The 11826-nt window shown below is 45.1% G+C and carries 6 protein-coding genes; 2 read left to right on the plus strand and 4 right to left on the minus strand.

The window, feature by feature from the left end; genetic code table 11:
- Positions 1–50: 50 nt before the first annotated feature.
- The 4 genes from ABIE27_RS20550 to ABIE27_RS20565 form a co-directional block, all read right to left on the minus strand.
- Complete coding sequence (locus ABIE27_RS20550; protein ID WP_429351370.1) at positions 51–4958, minus strand: S-layer homology domain-containing protein; 4908 nt, start codon at positions 4956–4958, stop codon at positions 51–53.
- A gap of 342 nt (positions 4959–5300) precedes the next feature.
- The gene (locus ABIE27_RS20555; RefSeq protein ID WP_161556946.1) at positions 5301–6416 is read right to left on the minus strand and encodes a response regulator; all 1116 of its coding nucleotides are present in this window, start codon (positions 6414–6416) and stop codon (positions 5301–5303) included.
- A 35-nt stretch (positions 6417–6451) separates the two neighbouring features.
- Positions 6452–9532: an ATP-binding protein gene (locus tag ABIE27_RS20560; protein WP_429351371.1), complete on the minus strand. Its 3081-nt coding sequence runs from the start codon at positions 9530–9532 to the stop codon at positions 6452–6454.
- A 258-nt stretch (positions 9533–9790) separates the two neighbouring features.
- Positions 9791–10780 carry a tRNA dihydrouridine synthase gene (locus ABIE27_RS20565; RefSeq protein WP_123064883.1) on the minus strand — a complete coding sequence of 330 codons (990 nt, stop codon included), beginning with the start codon at positions 10778–10780 and terminating at the stop codon, positions 9791–9793.
- A 212-nt stretch (positions 10781–10992) separates the two neighbouring features.
- Between ABIE27_RS20565 and ABIE27_RS20570 the strand changes: the two genes are divergently transcribed.
- Together ABIE27_RS20570 and ABIE27_RS20575 are read left to right on the plus strand one after the other, a co-directional pair.
- Positions 10993–11466: a DinB family protein gene (locus tag ABIE27_RS20570; RefSeq protein WP_123064882.1), complete on the plus strand. Its 474-nt coding sequence runs from the start codon at positions 10993–10995 to the stop codon at positions 11464–11466.
- A 111-nt stretch (positions 11467–11577) separates the two neighbouring features.
- Entirely contained in the window at positions 11578–11784 is a 207-nt protein-coding gene (locus ABIE27_RS20575) for a DUF2536 family protein (RefSeq protein ID WP_123064881.1), read from the plus strand.
- The last annotated feature ends 42 nt before the right edge of the window (positions 11785–11826 follow it).

Genomic DNA, 11826 nt, shown 5'->3' on the forward strand with positions numbered 1-11826 from the left:
GGTTGCTCCTGATGCAGTTAGTTCTGCACGGAGCAACCCTTTGAAGTAGATTAAATTAAACCGGATACCTTCAGTAACCGTTGTACAATCGCCGCAACTTCAGCACGGGTAATATTCGCTTTCGGAGCCAGCTGCTCTGCTCCTCTGCCGCTCACAACACCTGCTTCCAAGCTTGCCGCTACACCAGCTTTCGCCCAATCTGCAACAAGAGATGCATCAGTATAAGGTTTCAGCAGTTCGTTGTTGCTCTTATCTGCAAGCTTGTCAGCAAGCCCGGTAATAGCCATCGCTTTGGACAGAATCACCATCGCTTGTTCACGGGTAATCTTCTCCTGCGGCCGGAAAGTTCCATCCTCGAAGCCATCGATTAGCTTGTAATCATAAGCCGTCAGTACGGCGGAATGATACCAATCGGATGCTTTTACATCTGCAAATGTTGAATTTCCTTTAACTGGTTTCAATCCCAAGCCCCGCATCATAATAGCTGCAAATTCAGCACGTGTCATATCCGCATTCGGATTGTAAAGATCATTACCGCTGCCGTTTACAATTAAACGGGAACCCATGTCATTAACAGCATCCTTGGCCCAGTGACTTTCTACATCTTTGAACGTCAGCGGATGCCAAACTACTGAATACAGGCTGTTGGTCAGGCTGTTAATGTGAGCAAAATATTTTCCATTTTCCAGTGTTACTTTGGTCGGAACATGGCGTACAGATCCATCTGGATCTGTGACAATCCCTGTCGTAATTTTGCTCGGATCAATGCCTTCCGGCAAAGCAATGGACCGTTCCACATATACATTAAACTTATTTATATCCACGGACTTTCCTGCGTATTCTGCTTTGACTGTAAAGTCAATTGAAGGTGCTACCATTGTAAGTGCATTTTGCTTCGCTGCGTCTTCGGCAACCTTCATCATTGTTGCTTCTGGAGAAGCGATACGCAATGACAGCTTGATGTCCTCCAGCGTCCCCGTAGAACCCAATTGCTTGGAGATCGAATCAATATCAAGTTGCTGCGCAGGAATCGAGTAGCTTGCATTTCCTGTTTTCACAACCAGAACCGCCTGTTTGTCTTCCATCTTCTTGATCATCTGCCCAGTGAGTTCCCCAATGATGATACTGGACTCAGTGGAAACAGGGATTGTCACAACCGCGCCTTGCCCTTCCGAATCAAGCTTGGTATCGAGTTGCTTCTGATCAACAGTGATCGTCGTTACCGTACGTTCACCCTCCTTAGAAGCTACAGACTTACCAATACGCTCCTCCTTGCCATTCACCAGTACAACAACCGCATCATTAGTCGCTGGTACGGTTACAGGAGTTGCTCCTGCGCTAACACTATTGTTGCCCCCAGCATTGCCAGCACTTCCACTGTTGCCACCAGTGTTGCCATTGCCCGTTCCACTACCGTTGCTAGTGGCAGTCCATTTTGCGTACAAAGTAACATCGCTGGTCACAACATCTGTATCGCTATTCCATTTTAATGTTCCTGCTGCATCCTTGTACCACCCTTCAAAGGTGTAACCTGCTCTTTCCTTAACAATCATTACTGGAATCTTGGAGCCCTGTGTTACCCCCATTGAGAACGGAGCAGTTCCATCCTGCCGATTAAAGAATACATTGTAAGCCGGAAGATGAACCGAGTTGACAGTCACCGCCACAACCAAGCTATTGACTGTTGCCGTTTGATTCTGAGCAGCCAAATCGTTTGTGTTCTTCACTTTTACATAATAGTAAACCTTACCTGCTTGATCTGTAGGCACGGAATAACTGCTCTCCGTTGCACCCTCAATCAAAGTAGCGCCTTCAATGTTATCATTTGTGTTGCTGTACCATTGATAGCTCAATGTTCCATTGTCACTTACCGTGGCATTTACGCTCAATTGCGGGCTCTCGCTTCCCTGATTCACCTTTAGGTCAACCAGATCCGTATGAATCACCGGGGTTGCTGCGTTGACGATGAGCTTCTTTACCTTTCCAAGCAAGTTATCAACGACATATATATTTCCAACGGAATCTAAGGCTACACCAAACGGAATACTGAAATCGGCTTTTGTACTGATTGGCGTCGTTTCGCCGTTTGACAGTTTTTTCACGCCCTCACTGTCTGCAACATACACATTACCGCTCGCATCCGCTGCCATTCCTGTTAACAGGATAAACTGGATGCCGGGTGCAACTTCCTCCGAACTGCCGTTCCACAACGTTTTGACCGTAACTCCATTGCTATGACTAGCATACATTTTCCCGCCAGCCACTGCCAAACCAGAAATGTAACTATTGATTGAACCGAAGTTCTCCCAAGTTCCATTAACCAGCTTTTTAATTACGTCGCCTCTATCTACTACATAAACCTGATCTTGCTCATCAACTGCCAAATGGGATGGGTTGGAAAGTCCATTACTATCAATGGATCCCCAAGTATCACCAGCGTATTTCAAGATAGAGCTGTTATTGTACCTGGACACATAAATTGTACCTTTGCTATCTGCTGCAATCCCTGTATAAAAATCTTCCCTTGTCTCCCCATCAGCAGGTGTGATATCCTGCCAGTCACTGTCTATAGTACGCTTTGCAATTTTCGTTCCAATTATTACATACACCGTACCATTCGGATCGACTGCAATACCATTTGCACCAATAAAAGCCGCCTCTGGCCCCGTGATATCTTGCCAGTTCCCCCTACTTACCATTACTGTAGCTACAGTACTCGGCGTTGTTGTGGAACTGTCACCTAACGTATTAGTTACCTCTACAAAATAATACGTTGTTCCTACAGTTGATGTCGGTGCATCATACCTACTTTCGGTTGCTCCTGCAATCTTTTCAATGTTTCCACTCTCGACACTTTTCTTTGTATTGCGATACCATTGATAGGATAGCTGACCCCCATCATTTACGGATGCAACGACTTTCAACTGTGGACTTGGATCATTCAGGCTTACACTTCTGTCCGCAGGTTGTCGGGTAATTTGAGGGGATTGTGCCTTTGTTGGTTCCGTAATCACTGGTCCTGTTCCACCACCAGTGTTGCCGCCGCTACTCACCGTCACCAGCGCAAGGGAACTATTGACTGATGCGGTTTGATTTTGGGCAGCAGATATATTCATATTTTTTACATTCACATAATAGTAGAGATTTCCAGATTGAGTTGTCGGTGCGGAATAACTGCTCTCCGTTGCACCCTCAATCAATGTGGCTCCTTCCACGCTATTTTTCGTGTTGCTATACCATTGATAGCTCAATGTCCCACCATCGTTAACTGTGGCATTAATGCTCAGTTTCGGTTGCTCCGCTCCCTGATCTACCGTATCGCCAATGGGCTGTGCATGAATAACTGGAATAGCTGCATTAACAATGAGCCTTTTAATATGTCCGCTCTCATAATCCGTGACATACACGTCTCCATTGTGACTTATGGCCACACCATATGGAATGCTGAAATCACTTACTTCACTGACCGTTGTCCATACGCCTGCAGACTGCTTCCTTACAACATGATTATATGAGTCTGCTACATACACATCCCCACTTGCATCGGTTGCAATTCCTTGTGGCATATTAAATTTTGTGCCAGCTGTGATACCTTCCCAGCTACCATCCATTAATGTTTTAACTCCATATTCAACAAAGTTATCATATGTTACATATACATTCCCATTACCTACTGCTAATCCAACAGGAGTAGAGACGTTGAATTCACTGATACTTTCCCAGGTTCCATCGACCAGTCTTTTAACGTTTCTGAACTCTCTATCTGCTACAAAAATCTGGTTATGCTCATCCACTGCTACATCAACTGGTGTGGAGAGACCTTCATTAGTGCCATTAACAACTTCCCAAGTACCATCCATATATTTCAAAATGGAACTGCTGCGGCTCCGCGACACATAGATTGCTCCTGTGCTGTCTGCAGCCATACCCGAGATATATTCGAGCCCTTCTTCTGGTGTTATATTGATCCAGTTACCATTGTTGGACCGCATCTTAATTGTTGTGGAACTAGCCACGTACACCGTACCATTCGGATCAACTGCGATATCAATTGGTCTATTAACAGGTATCTCTGGCCCCGTGATATCTTGCCAATTCCCTTCAGCCAATACGGGATTCACCGTTACACTGACTACTTGGCTAGACTCTATCTTGGAACTGGTACCGAGTGTGTTCTTTACCTTAACAAAATAATACGTTGTTCCTGCCGTCGTTGTGGGCACATCAAAGGTACTATCCGTAGCCCCATCAATTGCCCTCTCTCCAGTCATAATTAAAGTGTACCATTGATAGCTTAACACTCCGCCGTCACTTACCGTTGCATTTACACTCAAACGTGTACTTTCATCACGGCTTACACTTCGATCCGAAGGTTGTTCGATAATCCGGGGTGATTGAGCCTCCTTCGGTTCAGATCCTCCCGCTCCACTTCCTTGGTTAGGATTTATCGTGACAGAACCAGGAATGCTGGATTGAATCTCACCCACGGCGTCATTGTATCCAATATAAGCACCCGTACGAAGACTTACATTGGATACACCTGTTTCGGCGCCTTCCTTTATCTGAAAATGTAAAACAAATACTCCTTGCTTCCCATTGATAATGTAGGGATTTTCTCCAACATACGCGTTAACTTTAATTTCGGATTTTTCTGGATTAGCTAACTGATTAAAGCTAGAAACTTCCCATGTTTTCGTTGCAGCCGTTGGCATAGGTTCAAGTTTAGTACCATCATAGGAAATGGTAAGGTCATAACCATAAACACTATTATCCCCCGGATAGATGTATACTGGAACGTCTACTACATCACCAGGAGATCCGGAAGCCGTTCCGATCTCAAGTGATGTTGGATCATCCGCAAAAGCAATGGATGGAAACGAACTCAAAAGTAAACTGAAAACAAGAACAACAGAAAACAAGGATCGAAGCTTGTTCCTGCCCCTAATATGTTGCATCATTCTTTATTCCTCCCTAAAGTAAATAATCGTAATCCTCTTGCTCTCGCTACTGTCCTGTCCATGTTCCGGTTCCAATTATGTACTGGTACACAGTCAAACATCTCAGCCCCGTCATTCTCCAGCCTTCCCTGCTATCACCACAGGTGCTCTCCTCTCAATGTCATTGTATTCACTTCAACGCCAACAAGTCGCGTAATTCCCCTTCTTTCGACATTCGTGGGTCCCAAGAACTAATTTTACTTACGTGCGCTTACAAAACACTTACAAAGAACCTCAGAAAACGCCACAAAAAAAGCTCCGCAGTATCCCATTTATCAGGGAGTACCACAAAGCATCTTCTAACTATGAGTTTTCCATCATTTCCACATACATCTGTTCCATGAAGGCGGGCGGTTCCATTCCCATTTCCTGCTGGAACACCTCTTTCATTTTGTTAAAATGCATGGAAAAGGAAGTTCGATCCTGCCGGTGCATATAGATCCTTAGCATCATTTCATGACCTTCTTCATCGTAAGGAACAATGGAGAGAAAGAATTGCAGAAAATCCTGTGCTTGCCGATATTCTCCTCTTTTCATATATAAGCGAGCCAGCGTTTTGGACATATCTCGAAAGCTTTGATTAGCCCGTTCCTTATCCGCTTCACACCAGGCGTAATCTTTCCAGCCAAAAAGTGCCCCCTTATACTGCCTTAAAACCTCTTCTGCATCAACAGGATATCTATCAATCTGGGTAGAGCCTCCCCTCCTCAACTCTTCGAAGCGCACATAATCACAAGATTCGAGCAGTTGAAAATGATAAAAACCCTTTTTGGAGCTTAATTGAATATGGATTCCGTTATCCAGCAATGTTTTCTTCATGCGAAATACGGTCGTATGCAAATTTTGTTCAGCTTTCTGCGGCTCATGCTCCGGCCACAGACTTTCACATATGCTCCATTTAGAAAGACTCGTATCCCTGTGAATCAGAAAGTATGCAAGAAGCTCTTCTGCCTTCGCCGTCGGGAAATCGACCGGGCTCCCATCGCTTGAACGAGATACAATATAATGACCGAAACATTGGATACGGGCACCCGTTTCCTTTTTCTTCACAGGAGTCCGTTCTTTACGCTTGAGAATTCGATGAATGGTATCACGCAGCGCTACTTCATCTACAGGTTTCAAGAGATAGTCCAGCGCATTCACCCGGAATGCATCCAGTGCATATTGATCGTAAGCTGTAATAAATACAATCTCCGTATCCAGTTCCATCCCCTGCAAGTTAGCAGCCAGTTCCAGACCATTCATACCGGGCATATCAATATCCAAAAAAGCTGCATCTGGCTGCAGATGGGGGAAATCATTCAGCAACTCCGAAACATTCGTGTATGTGCCGACGATCTCCACTTCCTCTATGCCCTCCAGGATGTGCTGCAGCCGCATAATAGCCAGTCGCTCATCATCCACGATGACAACTCTCATGAGTACCATTCCCCTCTCTCCACGGTTGCACGATTTTATATTTTGAACTGGAACCTGACGCTTGTCCATTCGTCTGCTACACTCGTTACCTTTAATTCTTCTTTACAGAAGTGTGCCAATCTCCGGCGGATATTCATTAGACCTACTCCCCTTCGTTGAGATGAGGAGTTACTCGCTACCCATAATTGTTGTAATTGATCCGGGGTCATACCGATGCCATCATCCCATACTTCGATCTGAACCTTATCCCCATTCAGGGTAATGGACAAACGAACCGTACCTCCAAGTACCTTTTTCATGACACCGTGCCGGATCGCGTTCTCCACCAAAGGCTGTATCGTTAACGGAAGGATTTTTTTCTCCAGCGTTGCTGGTTGTACATCATATATAACCGTCAGTCGTTCCTCGAATCGGGCTTTTTCAATCGCCACGTAGGCCTCAACCAGCTGAAGCTCGTCTTGCAGCGACACATAACGATCCGGTCTGGGATCAAAGCTCCTTCTTAAATAATGACTAAGATGTGTAATGAGATTCTCTGCTTGTATCGGATCTATTCGGCATAAAGCCATAATGGAATTCAATGAATTAAACAAGAAGTGCGGCTTAATCTGCGACTGAAGAAAATCAAGCTCTGACCTCATTGCATCCTCAACAGACGTCTTTAACCGCAGCAACGTTTCTGTTCTGGCCCGTACTTCGCAAGCGTCAAAGGGTTTAACGATAAAATCATTCGCTCCTGCCTTTAACCCGCCCTCAATATCGCTGGAAGAATGAAGCACTGTCAGTAAGATAATCGGAAGTTCAAACAGACTGAACTGCTTTCGTATCTCTCTGCAGACCTCAAAACCGGACATTCTGGGCATCATCACATCCAGTAGAACCAGATCAATATCCGAGCGGCTATGAAGCAGCTCCAGTGCCTCTACTCCGTTATTAGCCCACACGATATGATAGGGTTCACTCGTAAACAGACTGGACAGAACATGGAGATTCGACATTTCGTCATCCACTGCCAATATAGTGAACTGGCTTTCAGCAGACGGAGACTGATTAACCGAATGTTCTGGAATGGATGGAACTATCGAGATCTGCTTCTGCTCTATTATATCATTCTCACAAGTCGCAGCAGCTTCCGTAATGCCATCCCAGTTCTCATCCGCAAGCGGAAGTGTAAAAGCAATCCCCGTTCCTCTGCCCTGCTCGGACCAATCAATATAAATGTCTCCATCCATCAGATGTAGCAACTTTCTGCAAATAAACAATCCCAAGCCCGTTCCACTATACTCATACGGGGAGTGGGCTTGCTCGAAAGGTTGAAAGATCGTATCCCATTCCGACCTGGCAATTCCCACACCGCTGTCCTCAATCAAAATGGTCACTCGATCTGCCGTTGCCCGAGCACTCACGGTGATGACGCCTTCCTGAGTGAACTTGGCCGCATTGCCCACCAGGTTGTAGATAATCTGTTTCAACCTGTTCTCATCTGCATAAACGAGAGGCAACCTATTCGGTACGGCGTTCACCAGCCTGATTTTTTTCCCTGTGATGAGATGTTCGAACAAATGGAATACGAGAGATACCGTAACGCGTACATCCACTTTTGCAGGAAGGACAGTCAATTCATTACGTTTGATTTTATCCATATCCAAAATATCATGAACCAACGCGGACAACCTTCTGGACGTATCCCGGATTAAAGACAGATTCTGCATCTGAATGTCGTTCAGTTCTTCTGCGCCTGTCTCCAGCATGTTTTGGGACAAATTGATGATGCCGTGCAGTGGCGTTTGAAACTCGTGCGAAGTCTGAAGCAGAAACTCATCCTTCTGCTTGTCCGCCTTTTGAAGCTTGGCTGCCAGATTCTCAATGGTGTTATACGCTTCAGAGAAGCGGTAAGACATAATGAACGATGCCAAGAAACAAAAAGCCAAAATCGCATAATACCCCAATCGGTAACTTGTCGTTAGACTGCTCAAATATAGAGCATAATCGAATAGACCCACCAAGTAGCTGCATAAGGCCATGATAAAGAGCGCCAGACTTTTTTTGTTGAACTCGCCATATCGTCCCTTCCGGTAGGAATAGAGCAGAACACCAATAATAATGATGTAAGCCCCGAGTTGAAAGGTACTGGCGATGATATTGAAGTCGGAATACCATTGAAACGGGGTGACCAGAACAAATGCGATATACAATGCCATCCCATATACAAGGCTTCTGGTAAACCAGCGAGCAATCAGTCCTGTGCACATGGATTGGATAAACATCACCATCGTAATTAAAGAAAGATATAACGATATGGCCTGAATTTTATAATAAAACTCGGTGGGCAGATCAAAGTATTCTACGATAATCCGTTCGCCGTTACTGGCAAAGGACCATGCGATTACAATACAGCTTAACCCGAAATAGAGAAGTCCTTGTTCTTTTTTGCGAATAATGTATACACCTAATTGATAACATCCCAGCATCAGGAGGGATACAATTAGCGTTAAATTAAGGACGGTTGTATTAATGTTAAAAGCTTGGATTCCCTGCGCACTCCCCAAGTAAAGACTATAGGGAATGCCGCCTTGCGTATTTTCAAAATTGGCTGCATGAATCAAAATCTCTGCCGTATCCCCTTGTACTGTAAAAAAGGCATTATACGGCCTGTTCACATATTCATATGTATTTTGATCTAAAGTCGGGACACCGCTCTCTCCCACCTTCTCGCCATTCACATAAACTGTACTCGCCATTCGGATGTTCGAAATTCTTAGACCGTATACCCTCGAAGAAGGCTCCAGCTTCACCTTCAAACGATAGGTTCCACCGCCCTTGGCCTGAAGAGCCCCATCTTGCGCTGTATGTCTCCAAAATCCGGGTACATGAATGAATTGTGCGGTTGAAACAGGCTGGACTCCTGGCCTCAGTAGTTCATTCCAGTAAAATTCCCACTGTCCGTCCAATGGTGCAACTTCATTGGAATTAAAATTCCACGTGGTCATATCCAGGATTCCATTCTTGGATGGCTCCGGCTTCATGCCTTTATTCTCCGTTGCTTCCAGTAGTCCAAATAATAAAAGATAACAACCAAGACTAACCGCAACCAATGCCACGAGCATTCTTCTCATCTAACAATCTACTCCGTTTCATATCCTAACGTAAAGGCACGTGGGATCAGCCTATCCGGTTCATTATATCAGCTTATCCCAAGCTGCAGAAGGTAGATGTAAGGTCTCATGTCAAATGGTTAAACAATATAAAAAGCCCAAGCGATTGTTCCACTTGAGCGATTTAAGATCGTAGCGTTCCATTTTGTATCGAGGGTTCCCTTAACCGGAGTCTACTGTGAACATGACGCTGTTTTACATGTTGTTTTGCATGCTTCTTTACTCTGCCTCCGCCTTCTCTACCTGTTCCTGTCTTACGAACTCATCCAGCAGCTCACGTACTTTAGCGGTTGTTTTGGCATTCATCAAGTTACCTCTCAGCTCACTTGCACCGCGGAATCCACGAACGTAAATTTTGAAAAAACGCGCCAGTGGACTGAACGAACGAGGTTCCAGTTCCGCATATTGATCATGCAAATCCAGATGCAGCCTTAACAGATGAAGGAACTCCTCCGTGGTGTGCTCCCGCGGCTCCTTCTCAAAAGCAAATGGATTCTGGAAAATGCCCCGCCCAATCATAATGCCGTCCACACCGTATTGCTCTGCCAGTCTAAGGCCAGCCTCACGATCGAGGATATCCCCATTAATAGTTAGCAACGTATTCGGTGCGATCTCATCGCGCAGTTTTTTAATCTCGGGAATCAGTTCCCAGTGGGCATCCACCTTGCTCATTTCTTCTCTTGTGCGCAGGTGAATGGACAGATTCACGATGTCTTGCTGCAAAATATGGGTTAACCAGTCGCGCCATTCATCGACCTCGGTGAAACCAAGCCTTGTTTTGACACTGACCGGCAAGCCCCCGGCTTTCGCAGCTTGGATGATCTCCGCGGCAAGAGCTGGCCGACAAATCAAACCGCTCCCTTTGCCGTTCTCCGCTACATTCGCTACAGGACAGCCCATATTAATATCGATGCCTTTGAAACCTTCCTTCGCCATGCCAATGCTCATCTCTCGGAAAAATTCCGGTTTGTCTCCCCAAATATGCGCCACGATCGGCTGCTCATCTTCGGTAAACGTTAACCGCCCACGCACACTTTTGTTGCCCTCCGGGTGGCAGTAGCTTTCCGTATTCGCAAACTCGGTAAAAAACACATCCGGTCTGCCCGCCTCACTGACCACATGCCGAAATACAACATCCGTCACGTCCTCCATCGGCGCCAATATAAAAAATGGTCGTGGCAATTCACGCCAAAAATTGTCTTTCGTCATATCCAAAACCTCTCTATGCATACTAGGAAAATTCTTCATCCCGAAAATAGCCAAACAGTTGTAGCTCAATTATATCACACCGCTGAAAGAAGCATACTTCTCCTGTAAAACTGAAAATATTTGACATAAATATACATGGAGGATATTATGGATATGTTTAATCTTTAATCAAAGCATGAATGGGTAGCCGCTTATAAAGGAGATTAATGAAAATGAATATACTAACGAGTCAATATGAGATGATTAAACGAACAAGAGAGTCCCTCTTCCGAATGTGTGAGACGATGTCCCCTGCAGCTTACTTGCAAACCGCCAACGCATTAGGCGGAGAATCCATCCGTAACCTGCATGTTCATGTCACAGATTGTTATCGTGTATGGTTAGGCGTCCGCGGTCTTGGACGAAGCATTCCTAAGTTAAAGCCAGAATCCATCAGAGATGTACAGGAAATGCGTGCATTATTTGCAAAGACAGATTTGCTGGTTGATGATTTCCTCCATAAATTCAAAGACAACTGGGATGCGGACATTCAAGCCAGTTGGATGAGTGAAACCGCTGAATTAAGCGAATTATGGCTTTTTACCCATTGCACGACCCATGAATTTCATCATCGAGGGCAGATTACGAAAATCGCAAGACTACTCGGAACCATTCCTCCCAAAATGAATTTATCTAAAATAAAATAATCATGCGGTTTAACTGATTTTCACTTGCTGATCCCCGAAGGCTCGACTACAATTAATCTCGGCAGACTCTGGATTTTTGGCCAATTGTACACTATGGAGGTCTACACACGTATGGAAATTTCACTGGATATCATGAAGGACAAGGTTGAATGCCTTCAAGCTTATGACTTTCAGGAACTGGAACGAGCGATCGATGAACGGATGGGCGTGAACAAAGCCCTTCTTTTACGTGTGAAGCAGGTTCAGCATCAAGTTACGTTTGATCCTGTTCGGAACAAAATGTTGTATAGTGCAGTGTTGCATTTTGCCGTAGATTGATGGGTTCATGTGAAGTTAACGTACCTTTATGTGATGTCAGAT

This window comes from Paenibacillus sp. 4624 (genome assembly GCF_050435065.1).
GTDB lineage: Bacteria > Bacillota > Bacilli > Paenibacillales > Paenibacillaceae > Paenibacillus > Paenibacillus amylolyticus_D.

Coding starts and splice junctions, on each gene's coding strand:
- ABIE27_RS20550 (WP_429351370.1), bottom strand. CDS start 4,958: ATGATGCAACATATTAGGGGCAGGAACAAGCTTCGATCCTTGTTTTCT.
- ABIE27_RS20555 (WP_161556946.1), bottom strand. CDS start 6,416: ATGAGAGTTGTCATCGTGGATGATGAGCGACTGGCTATTATGCGGCTG.
- ABIE27_RS20560 (WP_429351371.1), bottom strand. CDS start 9,532: ATGAGAAGAATGCTCGTGGCATTGGTTGCGGTTAGTCTTGGTTGTTAT.
- ABIE27_RS20565 (WP_123064883.1), bottom strand. CDS start 10,780: ATGACGAAAGACAATTTTTGGCGTGAATTGCCACGACCATTTTTTATA.
- ABIE27_RS20570 (WP_123064882.1), top strand. CDS start 10,993: ATGAATATACTAACGAGTCAATATGAGATGATTAAACGAACAAGAGAG.
- ABIE27_RS20575 (WP_123064881.1), top strand. CDS start 11,578: ATGGAAATTTCACTGGATATCATGAAGGACAAGGTTGAATGCCTTCAA.